This is a genomic window from Microbulbifer maximicatervae (SeqCode), assembly GCF_056231245.1.
In genome coordinates this window covers 4,340,835-4,364,132 of the sequence record NZ_CP174334.1, presented here as the reverse complement: position 1 = coordinate 4,364,132, position 23,298 = coordinate 4,340,835, and the positions used below count along the sequence as shown (strand labels likewise).

The 23,298-nt window shown below is 54.8% G+C and carries 22 protein-coding genes; 13 read left to right on the top strand and 9 right to left on the bottom strand.

The genetic code is table 11. From position 1 onward, the window contains the following. The first annotated feature begins 66 nt into the window (after positions 1-66). From ACJJIS_RS19070 to ACJJIS_RS19060, 3 genes are all read left to right on the top strand, one after another. Positions 67-1,218, top strand: coding sequence for an MFS transporter (locus ACJJIS_RS19070; RefSeq protein WP_444959283.1), 1,152 nt, complete (start codon positions 67-69; stop codon positions 1,216-1,218). 172 nt (positions 1,219-1,390) lie between these two features. After that, positions 1,391-2,014 carry a single-stranded DNA-binding protein gene (ssb, locus tag ACJJIS_RS19065; RefSeq protein ID WP_475708830.1) on the top strand — a complete coding sequence of 208 codons (624 nt, stop codon included), beginning with the start codon at positions 1,391-1,393 and terminating at the stop codon, positions 2,012-2,014. 15 nt (positions 2,015-2,029) lie between these two features. Then, complete coding sequence (locus ACJJIS_RS19060) at positions 2,030-2,878, top strand: sugar nucleotide-binding protein (protein WP_444959284.1); 849 nt, start codon at positions 2,030-2,032, stop codon at positions 2,876-2,878. A 59-nt stretch (positions 2,879-2,937) separates the two neighbouring features. Here the strand turns inward: ACJJIS_RS19060 and fabB are convergent, their stop codons facing one another. Then, positions 2,938-4,161 carry a beta-ketoacyl-ACP synthase I gene (gene fabB, locus ACJJIS_RS19055; protein ID WP_444914823.1) on the bottom strand — a complete coding sequence of 408 codons (1,224 nt, stop codon included), beginning with the start codon at positions 4,159-4,161 and terminating at the stop codon, positions 2,938-2,940. Between the two features lie 67 nt (positions 4,162-4,228). After that, a complete protein-coding gene (gene fabA, locus ACJJIS_RS19050) occupies positions 4,229-4,753 on the bottom strand; it encodes a 3-hydroxyacyl-[acyl-carrier-protein] dehydratase FabA (RefSeq protein WP_108731685.1) in 525 nt (174 codons plus the stop codon). A 316-nt stretch (positions 4,754-5,069) separates the two neighbouring features. Here fabA and galU point away from each other — a divergent pair, with 316 nt between their 5' ends. After that, positions 5,070-5,921, top strand: coding sequence for a UTP--glucose-1-phosphate uridylyltransferase GalU (gene galU, locus ACJJIS_RS19045; RefSeq protein WP_475708829.1), 852 nt, complete (start codon positions 5,070-5,072; stop codon positions 5,919-5,921). Then, positions 5,918-7,264, top strand: a complete 1,347-nt coding sequence (locus ACJJIS_RS19040; protein ID WP_475708828.1) for a phosphohexomutase domain-containing protein — start codon at positions 5,918-5,920, stop codon at positions 7,262-7,264. Before galU ends, ACJJIS_RS19040 begins: the two co-directional genes overlap by 4 nt. A gap of 91 nt (positions 7,265-7,355) precedes the next feature. Here the strand turns inward: ACJJIS_RS19040 and ACJJIS_RS19035 are convergent, their stop codons facing one another. Together ACJJIS_RS19035 and ispB are read right to left on the bottom strand one after the other, a co-directional pair. Continuing rightward, the gene (locus ACJJIS_RS19035) at positions 7,356-7,985 is read right to left on the bottom strand and encodes a hypothetical protein (protein ID WP_444959286.1); all 630 of its coding nucleotides are present in this window, start codon (positions 7,983-7,985) and stop codon (positions 7,356-7,358) included. Positions 7,986-8,238: 253 nt separating this feature from the next. Next, a complete protein-coding gene (gene ispB / locus ACJJIS_RS19030; protein WP_475708827.1) occupies positions 8,239-9,201 on the bottom strand; it encodes an octaprenyl diphosphate synthase in 963 nt (320 codons plus the stop codon). A gap of 249 nt (positions 9,202-9,450) precedes the next feature. Between ispB and rplU the strand changes: the two genes are divergently transcribed. From rplU to proB, 4 genes are all read left to right on the top strand, one after another. After that, positions 9,451-9,762 (top strand): 50S ribosomal protein L21, encoded by a 312-nt coding sequence (gene rplU / locus ACJJIS_RS19025; protein ID WP_444936710.1) that lies wholly within the window; start codon positions 9,451-9,453, stop codon positions 9,760-9,762. Positions 9,763-9,779: 17 nt separating this feature from the next. Beyond that, positions 9,780-10,037 (top strand): 50S ribosomal protein L27, encoded by a 258-nt coding sequence (gene rpmA / locus ACJJIS_RS19020; RefSeq protein WP_073277572.1) that lies wholly within the window; start codon positions 9,780-9,782, stop codon positions 10,035-10,037. A 189-nt stretch (positions 10,038-10,226) separates the two neighbouring features. Further along, entirely contained in the window at positions 10,227-11,435 is a 1,209-nt protein-coding gene (gene cgtA / locus ACJJIS_RS19015; RefSeq protein ID WP_444912069.1) for an Obg family GTPase CgtA, read from the top strand. Positions 11,436-11,499: 64 nt separating this feature from the next. Beyond that, the gene (gene proB / locus ACJJIS_RS19010) at positions 11,500-12,636 is read left to right on the top strand and encodes a glutamate 5-kinase (protein WP_475708826.1); all 1,137 of its coding nucleotides are present in this window, start codon (positions 11,500-11,502) and stop codon (positions 12,634-12,636) included. A 67-nt stretch (positions 12,637-12,703) separates the two neighbouring features. Here the strand turns inward: proB and rpsT are convergent, their stop codons facing one another. The 5 genes from rpsT to ACJJIS_RS18985 all read right to left on the bottom strand — a co-directional run bounded on the left by rpsT (position 12,704) and on the right by ACJJIS_RS18985 (position 17,055). Continuing rightward, positions 12,704-12,970 carry a 30S ribosomal protein S20 gene (gene rpsT, locus ACJJIS_RS19005; RefSeq protein WP_108731693.1) on the bottom strand — a complete coding sequence of 89 codons (267 nt, stop codon included), beginning with the start codon at positions 12,968-12,970 and terminating at the stop codon, positions 12,704-12,706. Positions 12,971-13,113: 143 nt separating this feature from the next. Then, positions 13,114-15,138 carry an ATP-binding protein gene (locus tag ACJJIS_RS19000; RefSeq protein WP_475708825.1) on the bottom strand — a complete coding sequence of 675 codons (2,025 nt, stop codon included), beginning with the start codon at positions 15,136-15,138 and terminating at the stop codon, positions 13,114-13,116. Positions 15,139-15,173: 35 nt separating this feature from the next. Next, the gene (gene pdsR, locus ACJJIS_RS18995; RefSeq protein ID WP_108735148.1) at positions 15,174-15,863 is read right to left on the bottom strand and encodes a proteobacterial dedicated sortase system response regulator; all 690 of its coding nucleotides are present in this window, start codon (positions 15,861-15,863) and stop codon (positions 15,174-15,176) included. A gap of 211 nt (positions 15,864-16,074) precedes the next feature. Next, positions 16,075-16,761, bottom strand: coding sequence for an OmpA family protein (locus ACJJIS_RS18990; protein WP_108731695.1), 687 nt, complete (start codon positions 16,759-16,761; stop codon positions 16,075-16,077). Between the two features lie 159 nt (positions 16,762-16,920). Then, complete coding sequence (locus ACJJIS_RS18985) at positions 16,921-17,055, bottom strand: hypothetical protein (RefSeq protein ID WP_444934826.1); 135 nt, start codon at positions 17,053-17,055, stop codon at positions 16,921-16,923. 174 nt (positions 17,056-17,229) lie between these two features. Between ACJJIS_RS18985 and murJ the strand changes: the two genes are divergently transcribed. The 4 genes from murJ (at position 17,230) to lspA (ending at position 23,296) form a co-directional block, all read left to right on the top strand. Next, positions 17,230-18,840, top strand: coding sequence for a murein biosynthesis integral membrane protein MurJ (gene murJ / locus ACJJIS_RS18980; RefSeq protein ID WP_475708824.1), 1,611 nt, complete (start codon positions 17,230-17,232; stop codon positions 18,838-18,840). A gap of 99 nt (positions 18,841-18,939) precedes the next feature. Beyond that, positions 18,940-19,920 (top strand): bifunctional riboflavin kinase/FAD synthetase, encoded by a 981-nt coding sequence (ribF, locus tag ACJJIS_RS18975; protein WP_445363136.1) that lies wholly within the window; start codon positions 18,940-18,942, stop codon positions 19,918-19,920. A gap of 51 nt (positions 19,921-19,971) precedes the next feature. Further along, on the top strand, positions 19,972-22,776 hold the full coding sequence (gene ileS / locus ACJJIS_RS18970) for an isoleucine--tRNA ligase (RefSeq protein ID WP_475708823.1): 2,805 nt from the start codon (positions 19,972-19,974) through the stop codon (positions 22,774-22,776). Further along, positions 22,769-23,296, top strand: coding sequence for a signal peptidase II (lspA, locus tag ACJJIS_RS18965; RefSeq protein ID WP_444895261.1), 528 nt, complete (start codon positions 22,769-22,771; stop codon positions 23,294-23,296). The genes ileS and lspA overlap by 8 nt, the downstream gene beginning before the upstream one ends. Positions 23,297-23,298 lie beyond the last annotated feature (2 nt).

Genomic DNA, 23,298 nt, shown 5'->3' with positions numbered 1-23,298 from the left:
CCCCTACAGCCGGGAGGCGGCTCACTGTACAATGCGCGCCCTATTTGATGCTGTTCCGGGATTTGCATGAATTCCATTGAGCGCCGCGCCCTGGGTGGGCTGGCTTCCCTGTATGTCTTTCGTATGCTGGGCCTGTTTATGGTCTTGCCGGTTCTCACTGTGTACGGCGAGGGCTATCGCGATAGCACGCCGATGCTGCTGGGGCTGGCAATGGGTGCCTATGGCTTGAGTCAGGCGGTACTCCAAATTCCTCTGGGGCTCCTGTCCGATCGCTGGGGGCGCAAGCCGGTTATTTATACCGGCCTTGCACTGTTTGCCCTGGGCAGTGTCATCGCTGCACTGACGGATTCGGTTTACGGCCTTATTGTGGGGCGGGTACTGCAGGGTTGTGGTGCCATTGCCGCGGCTGTGATGGCGCTGGTCGCCGACTTAACCCGCGATGAAAAGCGCGGTATTGCGATGGCGATTATCGGAGCGTCTATTGGTGTCGCATTTATGCTGGCGGTGATCCTGGGGCCGGCGCTGGCCGGTGTGGGCGGCTTGCCGGCAATTTTCTGGGTCACTGCTGGATTAGCACTGCTGGGTGGATTATTGGTTTGGCGCTTGGTGCCAACTCCGGGGGCGGCTAAGCGGCCGGCAGTTTATGGTAGTGGTTTTCGTACGGTAGTTAAAAGCGGTCTTGTTTGGCGCTTGGTTTCTGGGGCCTTTTTCTCCCACTTGTTGCTCACTGCATTGTTCGTCGCCCTGCCATTGGTGCTAGTCGATAGATTGGATTGGCCGGCGAGCGAGCACTGGAAATTGTATGGACCACTCATGCTCGGCACCTTCCTGCTGATGTTGCCAATGATGAGGGCGGCAGAGAAAAGTGATCGGGTGCCTTTTGCGCTTAATTTTGCTTGTTTAGCTTTGATCGGTGGCAGTGCGGCCTTGTTGTCTGTAAGCACCTGGATGCTGGTAGTCTTGCTGGCAGTGTTCTTCACCGGTTTCAACCTGCTTGAAGCCCTGCTGCCGGCGCAGCTAACCAGGAAGGCTCCGGCGGAAGCGAGGGGCGCAGCTACGGGGCTCTACGCGACTTTACAGTTCTTTGGCACCTTTGTCGGCGGTAGCCTGGGTGGCCTGCTGTTCGGTCTGGGGGGCGCTTCCGCAGTTGCTGCTCTGGGTTTGGTGGTGCTGCTGCTATGGATGTTGCTGTGGTGGGGTTTGCGCGAGAGAGCGTGAAGGTAGCGCTTACTAACATTGAGCCGCTATTGTATCCTACTGGATAAAAATACAATATTTACCGATGTTGCAATGCAACACTGACGGTATTTCATAACACTTGATAGATTAATTGATTGTTTAAATAGTTTATTGCCCCGGGTGGAGCCCGGGTTGACGAGAGGAGAGGGCCATGGCCAGGGGTATTAATAAAGTAATTCTGATCGGTAATCTGGGGAATGACCCGGAAACCAAATATATGCCGAGTGGCGGTGCTGTTACCAACATCAGCCTGGCTACCAGTGAGAGCTGGAAAGACAAGCAGACTGGCCAGCAGCAGGAGCGCACTGAGTGGCATCGCGTAGTATTTTTTAACCGCCTGGCTGAGATCGCCGGTGAGTACCTGCGCAAGGGGGCCAAAGTTTATGTAGAGGGCTCTCTACGCACCCGTAAGTGGCAGGATAAGAATTCCGGCCAGGACCGCTACACCACTGAAATCGTTGCCAGCGAAATGCAGATGCTGGACGGTCGCGGTGAGCAGGGCGGCTTTGGTCAGAGTATGGGTGGCGCTGGAATGGGTGCAGCCGCAGGTGGTCAAATGGGTGGCGGCCAGCCGATGGGTGGTTCCAGCGGTTTTGACCAACAGGGCGGCGGTTTCCAGGGTGGCTACCAGCAGCAGGGCGGCCAGGAGGCATACGGGCAGGGGCGTACCGCTCCCTCACCGATGGCACCAGCTAACCAGCAGCCCCAGCAACAGCCGAACCAGGGTCCTGCCGGTGGTTTCGATAATAGCTTTGATGACGATATCCCGTTCTAAGAACTGGATTTACCAGTGTCTGAATTGAATACAGGTTATATGCCGGATACCGTCGCCATTATCACAGCAGGTAATGAGATTGATGGTGCGCTGCAAAAAAGACTGCAGCGCGCAGGCTTTCGCATACAGCAGTTGACCCCCGGGGAAATCGATCAATTGAGACCGGGCTCAATTGTGATTAATGCCTCCGCCTGTGCCGACAATCGAGGCATGCCGGAGTCACTGCTGGTGAGTAAGCGGCTTTGTGCTGCACCCTGTGAACATATTATTCATCTCTCATCCTACCAAGTTTTTTCTGGCGGTGAGCGCCGCCGCTATGACGAAGATGAGCCCGCAGAACCACAGTCCTTGAGTGGGCGCGAATGGCTGGCCTGCGAAGATGCCTTTAATGGGCTGCAAAACCTGACGATTTTGCGTTTTGGCTGGATGGTGGATAGTGGTCAGGATGCCTTGTTAGGGCGTATTTTACGCAACTTTGTGTCTGGGGAGCCTTTAGCCCTGGATGGAAGGAACAACGGTAACCCGGTGACAGTGGTGGATATGGCTCGTGTCGCAGTGGCGGTTGCCCAGCAGCTCGCTAGCGGGGCCAAGGCAGGAGGCGTTTACCACTACGGTAGTTCTGATAGCTGCACAGCGATGGAGTTTGCCCTGGAGGTGGTCGAGCGCGCCCAGGCTTTTTACGATGAAGAGCGCTTTGCGCAATTTACTTCATTAGGGGATGAGGCTGAGAAGCGGGATCGCAGCATAGTACTTTCATGTGGCAAGCTGCGGGATGTCTTTGGTGTTCAGCAGCGGAGCTGGAGACAGGGACTGACACGCCAGGTTGAGCTGTGGTTGGAGCGCTTACACGCGACTCCGGAATAGTTTGGTTTCTGTTGTGCAGTCAATAAAAAGGGCGCCTCGCGGCGCCCTTTTTATTTCGATTAGATTTTATCGAATATCAGGCAAGCATTAGTTCCGCCAAAGCCAAAGCTATTGGACATAGCCCGTTTGACTTCAGTCTCACGCAGCTGGCGGACAAGGTCCATGCCTTCCGCAGCGGGGTCGAGGTTCTCTACATTAGCTGATGCAGCAATAAAGTTATTCTGCATCATCAGCAGGCTATAAATGGCCTCCTGAACCCCTGCAGCTCCCAGAGAGTGGCCTGTCAGAGATTTGGTAGAGGCGAATGCCGGAACTGTATCCCCGAAGACTTCGCGCATGGCCTTCAATTCGGCGACATCGCCTACAGGCGTAGAGGTGCCGTGGGTATTGATATAATCCACGCTACCCTGCAGGCCTTTGCCGTCCATTCCGGCCAGAGCCTGCTGCATGCAGCGGGTGGCGCCTTCACCGCTTGGGGCAACCATATCGTAACCATCGGAAGTTGCGCCGTAACCGGTCAGCTCCGCATAGATGGTCGCACCGCGAGCCACGGCGTGTTCCATTTCTTCGAGCACCAGACAGCCACCACCACCGGCGATCACAAAGCCATCGCGATCGGCATCGTAGGGGCGTGATGCTTTTGTCGGAGTATCGTTATATTTGCTTGAGAGGGCGCCCATAGCGTCAAACAAGTGAGTCAAACTCCAGGCTAGTTCCTCACCACCGCCAGCAAACACTACATCCTGCTTACCCATCTGGATAAGCTCAGCTCCGTTTCCTATACAGTGGGCACTGGTAGCGCAAGCGGAGGAAATACTGTAGTTCACCCCTTTGATTTTGAATGGAGTGGCTAAGCATGCGGAAACGGTACTGTTCATTACCTGGGGCACGCGGTAGGCGCCTACACGGCGAACACCTTTTTCCTTCAGAGTATGTGCAGCGTCAATAATCTGCTGAGTGGATGTGCCGCCAGAGCCCATCACGATACCCGTGCGCGGATTAGATATCTGCGCCTCCTGCAGGCCCGACATCTCGATTGCCTCACGCATGGCAATGTACGCATAGGCTGCAGCGTCGCCCATAAAGCGAAGTTGCTTGCGATCGATATGCTCTTTGAAATCGATGTCCACAGGCCCAGCCACATGGCTGCGCAGGCCGAGCTCCTTATACTCTTCTTGGAAGCGGATGCCGCTTCGACCAGTTTTCAGTGACTCGGTGACTTCTTTAGTGTTGGTACCGATACAGGAAGTGATACCCATTCCGGTAATGACGACCCGACGCATAGTGATCTCCAGCATAGCTTGTCGGCAGAGGACTGATGGTTTCTACCGGTATTAGTCTTAAACGAGTTTAAAAATTGTCCGTACGGGTAAATAAGCCTACGCGAAGATCCTTTGCTGTGTAAATTTCTCTTCCATCCACAGAGACACTGCCGTCGCCAATACCCATAACAAGCCTGCGCTCAACAATCCGGCTCATCTGGATATGGTAAGTCACCTTCTTGCTGGTGGGGAGGATCTGGCCTGTAAATTTAACTTCACCACAGCCCAGTGCGCGGCCGCGGCCGGGGTTGCCTTTCCAGGCAAGGAAATAGCCCAGCAGCTGCCACATAGCGTCCAAGCCCAGGCATCCAGGCATTACGGGATCGCCGGGGAAATGGCAGTCGAAGAACCATAGGTCGGGGTGAATGTCGAGCTCAGCGATCAGCTCTCCCTTGCCGAAAGCACCACCTTCCTTGGATATATGGGTGATACGATCGAGCATCAACATATTGGGAGCCGGCAACTGGGCGTTGCCTGGGCCGAACATCTCACCGCGGGAGCAAGTCAGGAGCTCCTCTCTGGTATACTCACTTTTTTGTACAAAATTACTCATCATTTCCCCGTTAGTGGGTGGTTATGCAATTGAGATTGGACACTTTTGCAAGAGCGGGCATTCTAAGGGGTCTGTGTCGCTTGTCCAGTCGGTCAAGTCGCTTTTTGTGACTGGCGCGAGAATTGTCTTCACAAATACTGCTGATTTAGCGTATTAAATCCCTAATATATTTGTTTAGTTTCAGTACTTGTCCTCGGGGAATTCACACTATGAGCCAAGTTTAACGTTATCGAGTGTAAGTGCTCCTGTCGCGAGGCTATGATAAGTTGCCGGGTCTGCGCAGGGGTGCGCCGTTTTGAATTGATTAGGGGGCAGAATGCTCAAGAAATGCCTATTTCCTGTTGCCGGTTACGGCACTCGTTTTCTTCCTGCCACTAAGGCAATGCCGAAAGAGATGTTGCCATTGGTGAATAAACCACTGGTTCAATATGGCGTTGAGGAAGCTATAGAGGCAGGGCTGACGGAGATCGGTTTTGTGACAGGGCGAGGCAAGCGCGCGATAGAGGATCACTTTGATACCAACTTTGAGTTGGAACACCAGATCGCCGGTACCGGCAAAGAACGTTACCTGGACTCAGTGCGTAAAGTGATCGATAGGGCGAGCTTTTCTTATACACGCCAGGGTGAAATGAGAGGTCTGGGTGATGCCATTTTACAAGGCCATCGCCTGATTGGTGATGAGCCGTTTGCGGTTGTGTTAGCTGACGACCTGTGTCTGAATGAAGATTTGGGCGTTTTGGGGCAAATGGTTCAGCTATATAAGCAATTCCGCTGCAGTATTGTTGCGGTAGAGGAAGTCCCGAAAGAGCAGATCCATAAATTTGGTGTGATCGGTGGCAATGAGATTAAGCCTGGGCTTTACCAAGTTACCGATATGGTGGAGAAGCCTGCAGCGGAAGATGCCCCCAGTAATATGGCGATTATTGGTCGTTATATCCTGACACCGGATATCTTTGATCTGATCCGTGATACTCCTCCAGGCAAAAATGGTGAGGTTCAAATTACCGATGCGCTGATGGCGCAAGCTCAGCAGGGCTGCGTATTAGCCTATGCCTTCAAAGGTCGACGCTTTGACTGTGGTTCTGTAGAAGGCTTTATCGATGCAACCAACCACGTTTACGAAAATGTCTACTTGCCGGAGCAGGTTGCTAAGGAGAAGGCTAAGTGAGTGAGCTGACTTGCTTTAAGGCTTATGATCTTCGCGGCCGTGTTCCCGATGAACTTAATATCGATGTTGCATATCGAGTGGGGCGTGCCTTTGCCCAGTTCCTGAATGCTCGTCGAGTAGTTGTTGGGCATGATATTCGGCTTACCAGTGGTGAGTTAACTGATGCGCTGGTCAATGGATTACGAGATGCGGGTGCCGATGTTTTCCATATCGGCGAGTGCGGTACAGAAGAGGTCTACTTTGCCAATTTCCACGGGGACTTTGACGGCGGTATTTGTGTTACTGCTAGTCACAATCCTATGGACTACAACGGCATGAAGTTTGTCCGTGCAGGTAGTAGTCCAATCAGTGGTGATACCGGTCTACTGGATATCAAGCGCTTGGCAGAAGAAAACAACTTTGCTCCGGTTGAGCAAAGAGGTACTTTGCAGCGCTTTGAACACCGCGCTGATTTTGTGCAGCACTTATTGGGGTATATCGATAATACTGCATTGAAACCATTAAAATTGGTGGTTAATGCGGGTAATGGTGGTGCGGGGGCGGTTGTTGATGCGCTGGCTCCACACCTGCCGTTTGAGTTTGTGCGAGTTCACCACGAGCCCGATGGCAACTTTCCCAACGGTATTCCCAACCCAATTTTGCCAGAAAACCGCAATTCTACTGCCGAGGCAGTGCGGGCAAGCGGTGCTGATTTTGGTATAGCCTGGGATGGTGATTTTGATCGCTGCTTTTTCTTCGATGAAAGTGGTGATTTTATTGAAGGTTACTATGTTGTTGGCTTGCTGGCAGAAGCTTTCCTGGCAAAAAACAACGGTGCCAAAGTTGTTCATGATCCACGCCTGCTCTGGAATACCGAGGATATTGTCCGCGCTGCTGGTGGAGAGCCGGTACAGAGTAAAACCGGCCATGCCTTTATTAAAGAGCGCATGCGCAAGGAAGATGCCATTTATGGCGGTGAAATGAGTGCGCATCATTATTTCCGGGATTTTGCCTACTGCGATAGCGGTATGATTCCATGGTTATTGGTTGCTGAGTTGGTAAGTCGCAGTGGTAAATCGCTGTCACAGCTTGTTGGTGAGCGCATGGCTGCTTTCCCCTGTTCGGGGGAGATTAACTCTAAGGTTCAGGATGCTGCAGCACTGTTAAAGGCGGCAGAGGAAAAGTATGGACCTGCAGCTGACAGCGTTGAGCACGTGGATGGGTTGAGTATCGTTTACCCCGAGTGGCGTTTTAATTTGCGTATGTCAAATACTGAACCGGTTGTTCGCTTGAATGTTGAATCCCGCGGAAGTGAGGAATTAATGCGGGAGAAAACAGAGGAGCTGCTTAAGCTTATCGGTTAATACTCGTTTTTTAATATTAGAAAGCCCCGCAACTGCGGGGCTTTTTGATTTGAGGGTGCTTGAAGTTACTTATCTGGCTTTATTAAAAAAGTTATAAGAGTCGGGTGACAGCTTGGATGGGGCCTTTGGGAGTCTTTACGTGTTGAGCGAAGATTTGCCACTGGTTCTTAACCCGTACTCCAATAACATAGGCGTAGTCGGAGTAGAGATGATGGTGGGGCCTTAGGGTTGAGCGCCCAAGGGATTTTGTGACGTTACCTAAAAACCTGAACTTTCCCCGATTGATAATTTCATTGTGTGTGGCCTTGCCATTGAGTCCCTGCTTTTTCCTTGGGCGAACATGAGCAACGGCTGGCATATTCGCATTGCGCCCGCCAATACAGAAACAGCAGTCACTGAGTTGCCCGGTAATCATAATGTCGGCACCGCTGCGCATTTGGTAGGGCTCAAGGCGATCTAGGGCAAGGTCTTCATCCCAATCGATCATGCGAATATGGTGGACTTTGATTGTTTGTGGATCTTCGATAAAGACCCCTTGGCGGTGGAAAGCAAAAATTTCATTGGGGCTATCGATACCAGGTGCGCCCATACCCATGGTGTAGGTCCCGAATTGATAATCCATGACTCCAGTATCTTTTGTACCGGTAATTCTCACTAGGTTATTTTTTAAGAACATTTCCGGGTAATTTCTAAGCTGATAAAGCGCAGTAGAGCTTCTCATGTGCCGATCTCTCTATACCAATTATATTTTTCTCGTTATTTTTGCTCCTGAGGAATTGGTGTTGGCGCTTGAAATAACAAGAGGAACAATCGTACCTAATGTTGAAGGGGCAGAGGAAAATAGATACGAATAAATCTTGGAGTCCGGTCAGGGGTGGTAGCTGTTCGAGGGGGTGGGAACAGCGTTGCTTCGCATTGTGCTTAAGGTAGCGGCGCTGCCCGCGCTATCGATATAGCCCGAGCAGCATTTACTTCTAGACGTTTCTCTCGATAGCAAAACTCGCCAATTGCTGCAGGGCGGTTTTTTGTTCGCTCTCGGGCATAAAGGCCAATTGCTTTTTGGCGTCTTCTACAGCGGCCCGGGCACGATCCATGGTGTAGTCCAGAGCACCGCAGGCTTCAATGGCCTCTACTATTTCACTGAGCTTTTCCGCACTGCGCTGTTCAATTGCAGTTTTTACTAGCAGTGCCTGGTCCTTGCTGCCGTTGGCCATGGTGTAGATCAAGGGCAGGGTCGGCTTGCCCTCCGCCAGGTCATCCCCAACATTTTTACCCAGTTCTTCCGAATTACCGCGATAATCAAGAGCGTCATCAACCAGCTGGAAGGCGAGTCCCAGGTGTCGGCCGTAGAGTTTCAGTGCAGTTTGTTCTTTACTGGAACAGCTGGCTAATACGGCAGCGGTTTCACAGGCGGCTTCAAACAGTGCGCCAGTCTTTTTGTGGATAACGGTGAAGTAATTCTCTTCGCTTACTGCGGGATCACCGGCGTTGACCAGCTGCTGTACTTCACCCTCTGCGATGGTGTTGGTGGTCTCTGAGAGTATTGCCATGATGCTCATGTCTTCCAGAGCAACCATCATTTGGAAGGCGCGGGAATAGAGGAAATCTCCCACGAGTACGCTGGGCGCATTGCCCCACTTGGCATTGGCGGTAAGGCGGCCGCGGCGCATGTCAGAGGTGTCTACAACATCGTCGTGCAGTAAGGTAGCAGTGTGAATAAACTCGATAATTGTGGCGAGATCGATATGGTTCTCACCCTGATAGCCGCAAGCTTTGGCACAAAGCAGTACCAGTAGTGGGCGCAGGCGCTTGCCCCCGGCTTCGACCAGGTAGTGACCTATATTTTCCACCAGGGGAACGTCCGAGTGCAGTTGATCGAGAATGCGCTGGTTAACCGCAGCAAAGTCTTCGGCGGCGACCCGGTGAAAAGGCAGCATGTGAGAGTTCCTTATACGACTAGACAGAGGCCTCCCGGGGGCCGGAAGGCGAAGGGGCGCTATTGTATCAACCCGGCGAATTGATTAGAATCTGCGCCCCGCCAATTGCGGGCTCTTTGCGGCTATTGGGTCGTCTGCGGGCCTTTTGGCGAATAGATGTTAAACACACGGCGCAAGCTCCCGAAATGCGGAGCAGTGACTTACTGGTCCTCCCGCTGCTTCGTGTCGTCCTTACCGGAGCATAGAAATATGTACGCTGTTTTTGAGAGCGGTGGCAAGCAACACCGTGTAGAAGAAGGCGAAGTACTTCGCCTGGAGAAGCTGGAAGTAGCAACTGGCGAATCCATTGATTTTGATAAAGTGTTCATGGTTGTCGATGGCGACAAGATCAGCATTGGCGCTCCTATTGTAGATGGCGCTAAAGTAACTGCTGAAGTGGTAAGCCACGGCCGCGGCGAGAAGGTGAAAATCATCAAGTTCCGTCGTCGTAAGCACTCCATGAAGCGCCAGGGCCACCGTCAGTGGTACACCGAAGTTAAAATCACTGGCATCAAGGCATAAGAGAGGAGTAACGACTCATGGCACATAAGAAAGCTGGCGGTAGTACGCGAAATGGTCGCGATTCCGAGAGTAAACGCCTGGGCGTGAAGCGCTTTGGCGGCCAGTCTGTAGCAGCAGGCAACATCATCGTTCGTCAGCGTGGCACCAAGTTCCACGCCGGTGTTAACGTTGGTATGGGCAAAGACCACACCCTGTTCGCCACTGCGGACGGCGTTGTGAAGTTTGAAGTTAAGGGCCCCAACAACCGCAAGTTCGTTTCTATCGAAACTGCTTAAGCGGTCATTAGCCCAAGCTTCATAAAAAGCCCCGCTATTGCGGGGCTTTTTTGTTGGAAAAGTCGCAAAAAGACCGCGACGGGAAGTTAGGGTGGCAGTTGCCCACAGGAGGCGGCTTGTCGGCTGGTATGATGATAGTGCGCGCATCTGCGCACCGGATGAGACAACCGCTGTGGCGGTGGAGTGATTATGAAGTTTGTCGATGAGGCGCCCATCTCTGTGCAGGCAGGCAAGGGCGGCAATGGCTGCCTGAGCTTTCGCCGGGAAAAATTTGTTGAGAAGGGTGGCCCGGATGGTGGTGACGGCGGCGATGGCGGCTCCGTGTACCTGGAAGCTGATGATTCCCTGAACACCCTGGTGGATTACCGCTACCAGCCCCGCTACGCCGCTGAAAGTGGTCAGCCGGGTCGAGGACGCAACTGCACTGGCGCCAAGGGTGAGGACCTGGTCCTTAAGGTGCCGGTGGGCACCACGATCATTGATGCGGATACCGGCGAGACTATCGGCGATATGACCGAAGCCGGTGAGCGTCAGCTGGTGGCCCAGGGTGGCTTCCACGGCCTGGGTAATACCCGATTCAAGTCCAGTACTAACCGTGCGCCGCGTCAGACCACACACGGCACTGAGGGTGAAATGCGCAGTCTCAAGCTCGAGCTGAAGGTTCTGGCAGATGTGGGCATGTTAGGGCTGCCCAATGCGGGCAAATCCACGTTTATTCGCGCCGTCTCTGCGGCCAAACCGAAAGTGGCCAACTACCCCTTTACTACCCTGGTACCAAATTTGGGGGTGGTGCAGGTTCAGAAGCATCGCAGCTTTGTGATTGCAGATATTCCCGGCCTGATTGAGGGGGCAGCCGAAGGGGCGGGCCTGGGGATTCGTTTCCTCAAGCACTTAACTCGCTGTCGAGTTTTGTTGCACCTGGTTGACCTGGCTCCCTTCGATGGCTCTGATCCGGTAGAGAATGCCCGAGCCATTGAGCACGAGCTGTCCACCTTTAGCCCTACCCTGGCCGGGCGCGAACGCTGGTTGGTATTGAATAAGACCGACCTGGTTCCCGCTGCTGAGCTGGAAGAGCGCTGCCAGGCGGTAGTGGATGCCCTGGGTTGGGAAGGACCTGTGTTTCGTGTGGCAGCTATTCGGAAGGAGGGTACCGATGCCCTCGGTGGTCGCTTGATGGACTACCTGGAAGAGCGCCAGGAAATCGAAGAGCGAGATCCCGACTTGGCTGTGGCGGAGCTGGAAGCGCAGCGTCAAATGCAGCGCGAAGCTCGCGAGCGAATTGAAGAGTTGAGAGAGAGTCATCGCGCCAAGCGCAAAGCTGCCAAGGGGCAGGTGGATGACGATGAGGATTGGGATGATGACGACGACCACGATGTGGATGTCGAGTATCGCTCTTAAATGGCATGGAGCGAGCTGAGTTAGCCTGGCTCGCTCAATAGTTATCTTGTCCTGAGGGGGAAACATGGACTCCGCAACAGTGTCCCGGCAGGCGTTGACCAAGGCCCAGCGGTGGGTGGTAAAAATTGGTAGCGCCCTTCTGACAGATAATGGTCGAGGTGTGAATACCGCTGCCATTTCTGCCTGGGTTGCGCAGATGGCTGATTTGCGCCGTCGAGGGATCGAAGTTGTTCTGGTTTCATCCGGTGCTGTTGCGGCCGGAATGGACCGGTTGGGCTGGTGTCGCCGGCCCGAGTCTATCCACCAGTTACAGGCGGCTGCTGCTGTGGGGCAGAGCCACCTTGTGCAGGTCTATGAGCAGGCTTTTAGCCGTTTTGATATTCGCAGCGCTCAGATCCTGTTGGATCACGATGACCTTTCCAATCGCACTCGCTACCTGAATGCTCGCAGCACCTTGCGCACGCTCCTGTCACTGGGGGCTGTGCCTATCGTGAATGAAAATGACACGGTAGTGACTGACGAAATACGTTTCGGCGATAACGATACCCTGGCGGCCCTGGTTGCAAATCTGGTTGAGGCAGATGCGCTGCTGATTTTGACCGATGCGGATGGGCTGTTTACTGAAGATCCCCGCGATAACCTCGAAGCAGAATTAATTAGTGAGGCATCTGCGCTTGATCCCAGGCTGCTCGAGATGGCGGGGGATTCCCGCAGCGGTCTGGGTCGTGGTGGTATGACCACCAAGGTGCGCGCAGCGCAGCTGGCAGCGCGCTCAGGAGCTCGCACAGTGATCGCTGGCGGCGCCCTGGAGGCGGTGATAGATAAAGTTTGTGCCGGCGAGCAGTTGGGTACCCTGTTGCTGCCAGAGGCGGACCCCCTGGCGGCGCGTAAGCGCTGGCTCGCGGGACAGTTACAGGTGCGCGGAACCCTGTTAGTGGATGCCGGTGCCGAGGCAGCTATGACTGGGAGTGGTAGCAGTTTGTTGCCGGTGGGGGTTACCGCTGTTGAAGGGCATTTCAGGCGCGGAGATCTGGTGTCTTGCAGGAATGCTGAAGGTCGCGAGATAGCGCGGGGCCTGGTCAATTATGACAGTAGTGAGAGCGGTCGGATTCTGGGGCAGTCATCGGAGAAGTTTGCCGACCTTTTAGGGTATCGGGATGACGATGAATTGATTCACCGCGATAACCTGATCCTGCTCTGAATTGGCAAGTTTCGAATACAAAAAAGCCCCGCAGTGCGGGGCTTTTTTGTGTCTGCTGCCTAAGGAATTAGGCGGCCAGAGCTTTGATCTGAGCGTTCAGACGGCTCTTATGACGAGCGGCTTTATTTTTGTGAATAATGCCTTTGTCTGCCATACGGTCAATAACGGGAACTGCTTCTGCGTACGCAGTTTTTGCTTTTTCCGCATCGCCGGCATCGATGGCCGCAACTACCTTCTTGATGTAGGTGCGCACCATGGAGCGCAGACTGGCGTTGTGCATGCGGCGCTTGTCGTTCTGGCGCGCGCGTTTCTTCGCTTGAGGTGAGTTGGCCACCGGTTGCTCCTGTCTGGAATCTATAAATCTGTAACTAACAGGCCCTGGGGCCCGATCGGGACGCGACATTATCCCCACAGTTGGTTGTTTGTCAACCATAGCGGGCGTCTCGGTGCAGATATGTTGTCAATCCACAACGGCGGTTACCCGGTCGGCAACTCCAGGCTGAACTCTACACCGCTGCCGTCGCTGCGGTTTCGGGCTTTTAAGGAGCCACCGTGGAAGTCTGCGATCAGTTTTGCGATATGCAGTCCCAGCCCCAGGTGGCCGGCATTATCGCCCTGGTTGCGCACAGAAACGAGAGAGTCGAACAGCTTGTGAGCGTAACCTTCCGGGAGCAGAGGGCCGTCATTGCCCACTGTGATCAAGTAGGTATCTCTGTTTGTTGCCACTGACAGGCAAATTTCACTGCCTTCGGGAGCGAAGCTACATGCGTTATCCACCAGCTTGTCCAGCAGTTGAGCCAATAACTCCGGTGCGCCGTGGCAGGCTAGCTCCCCAGTGGGTTTGTTTAGAGTAAATCGGTGTTCGCTGTGAGCATCGCCATAGCACTGTGTCATGACTTCAAGCAGGTCTGCCAGGTCGAAAGGCTCCCGCTCCGCTTGGTGGATGCTGGTTTCAAGATTGCTGGCTGCGGAGAGACTGTTGAGAATCCCCGACAGCCTTGCACTGCCATCCATAGCCCGCCCTGCATAGCGGCGGCTGTGGTCGTCGAGTTCTCCGGCGGCGAGGTTATCCAGGGATGAGCGAACCACTGCCAGCGGTGTGCGTAGCTCGTGTGACAACTTACTGGCGAGAGTGCGCAGGTACTGGTGATATTGGTCCAGTTCTGCGAGCAGGCTGGCGAAGGCCCGGTTTAGGTCTCCCAGTTCATCGCCAGCCTTTGAATGGGGAAAGTTGCCGCGCAGTTTGCCGCTGGAATCTACTGCGTTGCGGGCGGCCTGGTGTAGCTTGCGCACGCGCCAGGAAAGCCAGCTGGCGTAGCCCAAAAGGAAGAGCAGGGCAGTTGCGGCCGCGGCGCAGCTGATCAACCACAACCGGTGGGCTGCTCCCTCGGTGACTGATTGCATCGCTTCGCCAGATTGCAGGACGAGGACTTGCCCCAGAAGTGGCCGCTCAACCACTTCGTCGACCCGGGTGATAACGGGCACACTCACCGCACCAATTCGGGATTGCAGCGGTCCTGAATACCATTGCTCCCGGGTGCCACGGCTGTCAGGCGTTGGAAGAGGCAAGCTATTTTCCGGCAGCTGTGGCAAATCCTCTCTGGAAAGCAATTTGCGATAAGCCCAGTCTCTCAGCCATGAATTGCTCTCGGAATCTGCCAGCTGTAGTTGTCCGTTGCTGGCAAGAAGAAACCCCTCGCTGTCCACTACTGCGAGGCGCAGTCCAGGGCGCGCAAAATGGTCGAGCTCTCTCTGAAGGTCTGGCAGAGGGCTCACCAAGCGTCCTGGGTGGCCATCTGTCGGAAGTGTGCTGGCGCTGCGAGTCGGTGAGGAGCCACTGCTGTTTGCCCTGTCGTGAATACGGATAGCGAGGGCTCCACCGGTTAGGGCTTGTGGCAGAGCCAGCTCCAATTGGTAACCTGCACCAGAAGTTGTCCAGCGGCCCCTGAAACGCAGCTCGCGCTCGTAGCGGCCCTCTCTAGGGTTGTGCCACAAGGCGCTGGCGGCCCCCTGGCTGGCGACGGGCAGGATGTAGTGCTGTTCAGCGGTAAACAGCTCTACGGTGTCGCCTCCAGCGATCAGACCTGTGCGGGGGTCCCGATAGGCGGGGGTTGAGTCCGAAACAGTGAGAAGCAGGTAGATTTGCTTACCCAGTTGCCCCAGCGTCACCTGGGCCATAGGGGATAGCTGCCCGTCCTCAAGGGTTCTGGGCTCAAGTTGCTGCGCTCGCCACTCATCGCCATAGCCGTCGACTCTCGGAGCTTGAGATAGGGGATTCAGGTAGAGCTGAGCCCCTGGTGGGCGCGAAAGGCGCTGAGGATCTGGGGCGATAAGCTGGGGGGCGCTGGCCAAGCGCGCGGCAATTGCCGCCGCAGTTGCCTCGATTGCCTGGATCTGGCCTTGTGCTAGGGCGGCGTCCACCTGGCGGAGGTACTGGCAGCCGGCCCAGGGCAGGGTGAGTGCGACAAGGCTGACGAGCAAGAGTTGGCGGCGTAGGTTCATACTTAAATTTTTGAAATTGTTCGCCCGATGGCGGTTTACAGCTGCCAGCGATACCCCATGCCGTAGGCGGTTCCTATGGCATTAAACTCGGTGTCCAGCGCCTGGAACTTGCGCCTGATTCTTTTGACGTGAGAGGTGATGGTGTTGTCATCCAGCACTACGCGGGCTGCTTCCATTAGTTGGCTGCGGGATTTAACGTGGCCGGGCCTTTTGGCCAGGGCGTGGACAATCCAGAATTCGGTCACGGTTAAGTCCACGGGTTGCTCATCCCAGTGGCAATGGAGCCTGGAAATATCCAGCCATAGCTTTCCCTGAGTTAAGCTCTCGCCTTCATCGTTTTGATCTCGCAGCACGCTAACGCGGCGCAGTAGGGCGTTAATTCGCGCCTGCATATGGGGTAGGGAGATATCCTTGGTGAGGTAATCATCAGCGCCCAGGCGCAGTCCGGAAATAATATCCAGCTCTGAGTCCCTGGCGGTGAGAAATAATATTGGCAGGCTCGGCGCCATAGCGCGCAATTCCCGGCAGAGCTCAAAACCGCCCTCCACCTCGCTGCCCAGGCCAACATCGATCACGGCCAGGTCTGGCAGCCGCTGGCGAAAAGCATCCATGGCCTCAATCCTGGCGCTGTATAAATCGACCCGGTAACCGTGGCGGCGCAGAGCATCGCGATAGTTTTCTGCGATAGCGCGTTCATCTTCGACAATGGCGATGGTTGCACTCATGACAAATCCCGACTTAATTCCTTTCTGGCGGAGAATCATGCACGAAGTTGCAGGGGTTAGGCAAAAAGGCGGGCGCAAGGCGCCCGCAAATACAACAGGGTTTCTATCAGCTTGGAGTTGCGTGAGTGGATTTGCGATCCACTCACGCTTATGTAGTGCGGCTTGAAGGCGAAGGGATATGCGGATTTGTTGTCCGCCGTGCCCCTTTGACTCAGAAGTTTCCCGCCATGGACTCCGGAAGAGAGAAGCGGATGTCGACGCGGCGCTCCATGGCGTAGGCGTCTACATCACCTCGGGCTGCCTGGGAGTAGGTGGAGCCGAGTGCGCTGCGGCTGATTCTTGAGGCATCAACTCCCAGCGATACCAAAGCCTCTTCCACACTCAGGGCGCGTTGATCGGAAAGTACATTGTTGTAGCCGTCGCTGCCGCGAGGATCTGCGTGTCCCTCCAGGTGAATTTGCAGGTGGGGATGGCGCTTGAGGAAGTCAGCCATGGCACTCAGCTGATGCATTTGGCCCTCCTGAAGCTCGTCCTCCCCAGTGGTAAACAGCATTTGGAATTGCAGTGAATCCAGGGCCAGCTGGCTGGCGTCGTTCGCGGACAGTTGAGCCGCATCTAATTGCTGTGCCAGGTTGCTGAGCTCTGCACGGCTCTCTGTCAGTTGTGTTGCCAGCATATCTGCCTCGTCTGCTTGCTTGATCTGCTCTCCGAGCCAGGCTCCGCCGAGTGCTCCGGCGATAAAGCCAACGGGCCCACCCAATGCTGCACCGGCAATTGCAGAGCCGGTAAAGACTGAGGCCTGCTTGGCCGGAGTCAAATTGGATTCGTTTTGTTCCTTAGCGTGGGCTCCGGTGGCAATCAGAGAACCCAGGGCGACGGCCATCACTACTTTTTTCATTGTTCTGCTCCTTAGCGGCTTTTCTTACTCGTTTGGGCCTGTTCTGCTGTGGCCCGTTTGAGTGTTATTAAAAAGCTCCAAGGAGGCGCTGGCGTGGCGCAGCTATGACCAACTGCGGCTCAATTGTGGCGAAATATGGCGATCGCTCCGAAACCCAGCTCAGAAGCTGGAAGGGGCTGGGCGACCGCAGTTATAGCAGGGGATGGATGGACAGACGGGGCTGGGGCCATCAACAGCTGCTATGTACCGCACAATTGCCAGAACCAGGGCAATAATCAAAGCACTAATGGTCATCCCTTCTCTCCCCGCACCACCAGCTCCATGGGTGGCGCGACTAGCTCGCTCTTAGTATAGGCTCGCGGTCCCGCAGTCGCAGGGCCTCAGCTCTGTAGAGGAGCCCATATATCCCCAGGTTTTGGGGTAGACTTGCCGGCCAACAAGTTTCAACTTTCGCCAGGAGTCCGAGTTTTGTCGCAGTCATCCCCAGCTCAGGAACAGGCAGTCGAAAAATCTGGTGCTTCCAGATTGCTGCGGGGCAGTTCCGTTGTCGGTGCTGCCACTATGCTGTCGCGAGTGGCCGGGCTGGTTCGTGACGTGGCGCTGGCCCGCTTTGCCGGTGCGGGCGATGCTGCCGATGCCTTTTTTGTCGCATTCAAGATTCCCAACTTTTTTCGCCGTCTATTTGCAGAAGGTGCATTTGCCCAGGCCTTTGTGCCGGTACTGGCCGAATACCGCCAAAAGGGCGGTAAGGCGGCTGCGCGAGAGTTAAATGACCGGGTTGCGGGCGCTCTTGGTGGCGTACTTTTGTTGGTTACTCTGTTTGGTGTTCTCTGCGCTCCACTAGTGACGGGTATTTTTGCTTTTGGCTGGTGGTGGGGCGGCAGTGAGCGTGAGAAGTTCGATCTCGCTACCGATATGTTGCAGATCACTTTTCCCTATTTAATGCTGATTTCCCTGGCGGGATTTACCGGGGCAATACTCAATACTTTCGATCGTTTTGCGATTCCGGCGCTAACCCCGGTGATGCTCAACCTGGTTTTGATTGCTGCGGCGACTGTTGCTACCAGCTGGTTTAATCCGCAAATTATGGCGCTGGCTTGGGGCGTTTTTGTTGCGGGGGTGGTGCAGCTGCTGTTTCAACTGCCTTTTCTCGCTCGTGAAGGTTTGCTACCTAGCCCTAAGTGGGATTGGCAGCACAAAGGAGTGCGTAAAATTTTACGCCTGATGGCGCCGGCGATTTTTGGTGTGTCAGTGACCCAGATCAGCCTGGTGATGGACACTCTGCTGGCTTCATTCCTGCCCAGCGGCAGTGTTTCCTGGCTCTATTTTTCCGACCGGCTCACCGAGCTGCCCCTGGGGGTGTTTGGGGTTGCGGTGGCAACGGTGATTCTGCCGAGCTTGTCGCGGCAGCACACTGACGGAGACCCCCGCCGGTTTCGTCATACCCTCGACTGGGCTTTGCGCAGTGTCACGCTAATTTCCCTGCCCGCTTCTGTAGCCTTGGTGGTACTGGCTGAGCCGCTCCTGACAACCCTTTTTCAGTATGGGCAGATGCAGCCGCGCGATATGCAAATGGCCGCCTGGTCCCTGCGCGCTTATGCCATGGGGTTGTTGGCGTTTATGCTGATTAAAGTGCTGGCGCCGGGCTATTTTGCCCGCCAGGATACCTATACCCCAGTGCGTTTTGGCTTAATCGCTATCTCGGCCAAAATGGTGTTGAGCCTGCTGTTTGTGATACCGCTTAACTACTACTTCAAGCTCGGCCATATGGGTCTGGCATTGGCTACGGCTTGTCAGGCTGCTATTAACGCCTGGCTCCTCTATAAAGGCCTGCGTCGAGATGATGTCTATAAACCTGAGGCTGGGTGGGGCACTTACCTGGTAAGGTTGCTTCTGGCGAATTTGGCCATGGTTGCGATTTTGCTCGGGGCCCTGCACCTGTGGTCACAGTGGAGTGAATGGGCCTGGTATGACCGCGCCTGGCGTATGGGGCTGATCGTAGCTGCGGGGGGAGCGACCTATCTGTCAGTTTTACTGGTTTCGGGATTGCGCCCCCACCACTTCCGCGCCACAAGTTAGTTTATTAAGTGGGCATATCTGGATAAATATGGCCTCTGGCCGCCCAGTGGGAATCCGCTATACTGTGCGGCTCGATTTTATGAGGATGGGAAAATCGCTTTGGCCCAGGAGCGCGAACTAATTCGCGGGTTGCACAACCTGCGCCCCCGCCACCGGGGAAGCGTGGCGACAATCGGCTCGTTCGATGGTGTACACCTCGGTCACCAGGCGATTATTGCGCAGCTCAAGCAGCGCGCGCAGGAACATGATCTGCCCTCGGTGGCGATTATCTTTGAGCCCCAGCCACATGAGTTCTTCTCTGGGGAAAGGGCGCCCGCGCGTCTGATGCGCTTTAAAGAGAAGGTATTGGCGCTATTTGATGCTGGTGCCGACCGGGTGTTGTGCCTGCAGTTTAACGAGAAACTGCGCAACCTGAGTGCCGATGCCTTTGTGCGCCGTATTCTGGTGGACGGCCTTGGAATCCGCCATTTGGTGGTGGGAGACGATTTCCGCTTCGGCTGTGATCGCAGTGGCGATTATCAATTCCTTCAGGGCGCCGGGGCCGAAAATGGATTCACGGTGGAAGACACGGCTACGCTTGAGGTTCGCGGAGCCCGGGTGAGTAGCACCCGCATCCGCGAAGCGTTGCAGCGGGGCGAATTTGAGTTGGCCGAGGCCTTACTCGGACGCCCTTACAGTATTACCGGACGGGTTGCCCCCGGCCGCGCTTTGGGCCGGCAACTGGGTGCTCCCACAGCCAATGTGCGTTTGCACCGCTACCGCTCCCCGCTGGTTGGCGTTTACACCGTTCGCACCAAAGCCGCGAATGGAAGTGAACTCGCAGCTGGGCGGCCGGAAATTGACGGTGTTGCCAATGTGGGGTTTCGCCCGACAGTTGAGGGAGAGGGCGCCCGGCCACTGCTGGAAGTCAACTTGTTTGATTTTGATGGCAACCTCTACGGGAAAGAACTAGCGGTAGAGTTTTGCCACAAACTTCGCAATGAAGAGAAGTTTGCCTCCCTGGAAATCCTCAAAGCCCGCATCGCTCAGGATATTGACGATGCTAAAGACTGGTTTGTGCAAAACCCCAAGGGGCACTAACCGGTGTATAGACGATGAATTATTCTCTACTAGAGCTGAAGTAGACATCCAATGACTGATTATAAAGTGACCTTAAACCTGCCTGAGACCGACTTTCCTATGCGCGGCAATCTGCCCCAGCGCGAGCCGGCTATTTTAAAGAAGTGGCAGGAAACCAAGCTCTACGAAAAAATCCGCGAAGCGCGGGCAGGGCGCGAGCAGTTTATCCTGCACGACGGCCCTCCCTACGCCAACGGGGATATTCACATAGGTCACTCGGTCAACAAGATTCTCAAAGATATTATTATCAAGTCGAAAACCCTGAGCGGTTTTGACGCTCCCTATGTGCCTGGCTGGGACTGCCACGGCCTGCCGATTGAGCACCGCGTCGAGAAAAAGATTGGCAAGGCTGGCGCAAAGGTGGATCACAAAACTTTCCGCCAGAAGTGCCGCGAGTACGCAGCCAAGCAGGTGGATGGACAGAAGAAAGACTTTATTCGCCTGGGGGTGTTCGGTGAGTGGGACAACCCCTACCGCACCATGGATTTCCAATTTGAAGGCGATATCATCCGAGCGCTTGGGCGAGTGGTCAAAAATGGCCATTTGGCACGGGGTTTCAAGCCCGTGTACTGGAGCGTTGTGGGCGGATCAGCTCTGGCGGAAGCGGAAGTGGAGTATCAGGATAAAACCTCCTACTCCATTTACGTTTGCTATCCGGCGACGGAAGAGACATCCCTGGCTATCGCCGATGCGGCAGGTGGACACGCGGGTGAAGGCCCCTTATCCGTTGTCATCTGGACCACAACCCCCTGGACGCTTCCTTCCAGCCAAGCGGTTTCTGTCAATGCTGAGCTGGAATATGTTGTGGTGCAAACGGCTGAGCGCCGATTGCTCGTTGCCGAAGCACTCAAGGATGCCGTATTGGAGAAGGCGGGGCTCGAAGGTGAAGTGGTAGGCCGTATTCGCGGTGCCGCCTTGGAGCACCTGAAGCTAAACCATCCTTTCTACGAGAAGCAATTGCCGATGATCCTCGGCGACCATGTCACCACTGATGCAGGTACAGGCTGTGTACACACTGCGCCGGACCATGGTCCCGATGACTTCCAGGTGGGCAAGCGCTACGGCATCGATACCCTGAACTATATCGATGACAATGGCGTATACCGCGATATGGTACCGCTGTTTGCCGGTGAGCACGTCTACAAGGTGGACGACAAAATTGTGGCCCTGTTACAGGAGCGCGGAGTACTTCTGCACCAGGGTAAGATGGAGCACAGCTACCCCCACTGCTGGCGCACCAAGACGCCGCTTATTTACCGTGCGACTCCGCAGTGGTTTGTGAGCATGCAGCAGAATGACCTTCTGGAGAATGCACAGAAGGCAGCGGATGAAGTTCAGTGGATCCCCGGTTGGGGCAAGGCTCGTATCGATGCCATGCTCGATGGCAGTCCGGATTGGTGTATTTCCCGCCAGCGCACCTGGGGCGTGCCCATCGCTTTGTTTGTTCACAAAGAGACCCATGAAATCCACCCGGACACTCCCGCTTTGATGGACAAAGTGGCTGAAAAGGTCGACGCCGAGGGTATGGATGTTTGGTTTGACCTGGACCCGCAGGAACTCCTGGGAGGTGAGGCAGACCAATATCAAAAGGTGACCGACACCCTGGATGTCTGGTTCGATTCAGGTGTGACTCACTACGCCGTACTGGAGCGCCGCAACGGCCTGCGTTTCCCGGCAGATCTGTACCTTGAGGGCTCTGATCAGCACCGAGGCTGGTTCCAGTCTTCACTGAAGACCTCCATCGCCATCAACGATTGTGCCCCTTATAAGCAAGTGTTGACCCACGGTTTCACGGTAGATGCACAGGGACGGAAAATGTCCAAGTCCATCGGCAATACCGTTGCACCACTGGATGTAATCAATAAGTTGGGTGCAGATGTATTGCGCCTTTGGGTTTCCGCTACAGACTTCAGTGGTGAAATGGCGGTTTCCGATGAGATCCTGAAACGCACAGCGGACTCTTACCGTCGCTTGCGCAATACGGCTCGTTTCTTCCTGTCCAACCTGGCTGGGTTTGACCCGGAAAAAGATTTGTTGCCGGAGAGTGAGCTTCTGGCGCTGGATCGCTGGGCGCTGGATAAGGCTGCGCGTCTACAGGATGAAATTATCGCGGCTTACGATAACTACCAGTTCCACCAGATCTATCAGAAGTTACATAACTTCTGCGTCGTGGAAATGGGTGGCTTCTATTTGGATATCATCAAAGATCGTCAGTACACCACCAAAGAGGACAGTACTGCACGCCGCTCTGCGCAAACCGCCCTCTATCATATTGTTCAGGCATTTGTTCGCTGGATTGCGCCTATCCTGAGCTTTACCGCAGAAGAACTATGGCAGTTTATTCCCGGTGCCAAAGCGGACAGCATCTTTATTGAAGAATGGTATTCGCTGCCGAAGCTGCCAGTAGACTCGGTTAAAGGTGCGGACTATTGGGCCGCCATCGCCGAAGTAAAAACTGCGGTAAACAAGGTGCTTGAAGAGCAGCGTGGAGCTGGTGCTATTGGCGGCTCCCTGCAAGCGGCGGTGACTCTGTTCGCCGAAGATGACTTGCGCGAAAAGCTCTTGGAGCTCGAAGACGAGTTGCGCTTTGTTTTGATTTGCTCCTCCACTTCTGTACAGCCACTCAGCGATGCTGCCGGTGCAGAGTCCACAGAGCTGGAAGGATTGAAAGTCAGCGTAAGCAAAGTGGATCACCCCAAGTGTGCGCGCTGCTGGCATTACCGTGCCGATGTGGGTGTATCAGCAGAGTATCCAGACATTTGTGAGCGCTGCGTGGAAAACGTTTCTGGTGAAGGAGAAGTGAGGCACTATGCCTAGTTCCAACCCTGTTTGGGGGCATCCATGGCGCTGGTACTGGCTGGCGCTGGTGGTGGTTGTCCTCGATATCGCCAGCAAAGTCTGGGCCGTGGATATGTTTATGCACGGCCCATCAATGCAAATTATTCCCGGCTTGCTGCAATTTACTTATGCGGAAAACTACGGTGCTGCCTTTAGCTTTCTGTCTGATGCTGGGGGGTGGCAGCGGTGGTTTTTCGGAATTATTGCCTTTGTATTTAGCGTTGTTGTCAGTGTTTGGCTATGGCGCCTGCCGGCAACAAAGCGCTGGGAACCCTGTGCCCTGGCGCTAATTCTGGGGGGGGCCTTGGGCAACCTTTGGGATCGAGTGCTGCTGGGTTACGTAAGGGATTTTATTTCGGTCTATTACGGCAACTGGCACTTCCCGGTATTCAATGTTGCGGATATGGGAATTAGTATCGGCGCTGCAATGCTGGTTATTGAGCTACTTTTTTTTGCAGAAAAAGAAAGTGGCAAAGCAAAAAATAACGTGGAAGTCTAACG

Excerpts from the sequence above, each read along its gene's own strand:
- ACJJIS_RS19070 (WP_444959283.1), top strand. The coding sequence starts at position 67 with ATGAATTCCATTGAGCGCCGCGCCCTGGGTGGGCTGGCTTCCCTGTAT.
- galU (WP_475708829.1), top strand. The coding sequence starts at position 5,070 with ATGCTCAAGAAATGCCTATTTCCTGTTGCCGGTTACGGCACTCGTTTT.
- fabA (WP_108731685.1), bottom strand. The coding sequence starts at position 4,753 with ATGAGTAATTTTGTACAAAAAAGTGAGTATACCAGAGAGGAGCTCCTG.
- ileS (WP_475708823.1), top strand. The coding sequence starts at position 19,972 with ATGACTGATTATAAAGTGACCTTAAACCTGCCTGAGACCGACTTTCCT.
- cgtA (WP_444912069.1), top strand. The coding sequence starts at position 10,227 with ATGAAGTTTGTCGATGAGGCGCCCATCTCTGTGCAGGCAGGCAAGGGC.
- proB (WP_475708826.1), top strand. The coding sequence starts at position 11,500 with ATGGACTCCGCAACAGTGTCCCGGCAGGCGTTGACCAAGGCCCAGCGG.
- ACJJIS_RS19000 (WP_475708825.1), bottom strand. The coding sequence starts at position 15,138 with ATGAACCTACGCCGCCAACTCTTGCTCGTCAGCCTTGTCGCACTCACC.
- fabB (WP_444914823.1), bottom strand. The coding sequence starts at position 4,161 with ATGCGTCGGGTCGTCATTACCGGAATGGGTATCACTTCCTGTATCGGT.
- ACJJIS_RS18985 (WP_444934826.1), bottom strand. The coding sequence starts at position 17,055 with ATGACCATTAGTGCTTTGATTATTGCCCTGGTTCTGGCAATTGTGCGG.
- ispB (WP_475708827.1), bottom strand. The coding sequence starts at position 9,201 with ATGCTGCCTTTTCACCGGGTCGCCGCCGAAGACTTTGCTGCGGTTAAC.
- rpmA (WP_073277572.1), top strand. The coding sequence starts at position 9,780 with ATGGCACATAAGAAAGCTGGCGGTAGTACGCGAAATGGTCGCGATTCC.
- ACJJIS_RS18990 (WP_108731695.1), bottom strand. The coding sequence starts at position 16,761 with ATGAAAAAAGTAGTGATGGCCGTCGCCCTGGGTTCTCTGATTGCCACC.
- lspA (WP_444895261.1), top strand. The coding sequence starts at position 22,769 with ATGCCTAGTTCCAACCCTGTTTGGGGGCATCCATGGCGCTGGTACTGG.
- rplU (WP_444936710.1), top strand. The coding sequence starts at position 9,451 with ATGTACGCTGTTTTTGAGAGCGGTGGCAAGCAACACCGTGTAGAAGAA.
- pdsR (WP_108735148.1), bottom strand. The coding sequence starts at position 15,863 with ATGAGTGCAACCATCGCCATTGTCGAAGATGAACGCGCTATCGCAGAA.
- ssb (WP_475708830.1), top strand. The coding sequence starts at position 1,391 with ATGGCCAGGGGTATTAATAAAGTAATTCTGATCGGTAATCTGGGGAAT.
- ACJJIS_RS19035 (WP_444959286.1), bottom strand. The coding sequence starts at position 7,985 with ATGAGAAGCTCTACTGCGCTTTATCAGCTTAGAAATTACCCGGAAATG.